The organism is Pseudomonas sp. HY2-MNA-CIBAN-0224, from assembly GCF_040310285.1.
Lineage (GTDB): Bacteria > Pseudomonadota > Gammaproteobacteria > Pseudomonadales > Pseudomonadaceae > Aquipseudomonas > Aquipseudomonas helleri.
In genome coordinates this window covers 1-256 of sequence record NZ_JBEOPQ010000695.1, presented here as the reverse complement: position 1 = coordinate 256, position 256 = coordinate 1, and the positions used below count along the sequence as shown (strand labels likewise).

The following is a 256-nucleotide window of genomic DNA, read 5'->3' as shown; positions in this document are numbered from 1 at the left end:
CTACGCTGCCATGCTCACGCACAATACGACCATAACCGCTAGGGTTAGGTAAATTAACCGTCAAAATAGCTAGGCCATTTACAGGGCGAGCAGCCAATAATGCTTCTAGGGTTGATTGCTGAATAAGCGGCACATCGCCATATAGGATCAAAACGGTATCGTGGTCATTAATGTTTGGGGTTGCTTGCGCGACCGCATGGCCGGTCCCCAGTTGTTCTGCTTGTAATACCCAGTTTAATGCTTGCTCACCTAATGC

The 256-nt window shown here is 48.4% G+C and carries 1 protein-coding gene; it reads right to left on the bottom strand.

Translation table 11 applies throughout. The features are described 5' to 3' along the window. On the bottom strand, positions 1 to 256 hold a 256-nt coding region (locus tag AAEZ03_RS28100; protein ID WP_350583222.1), incomplete at both ends, for an NTP transferase domain-containing protein.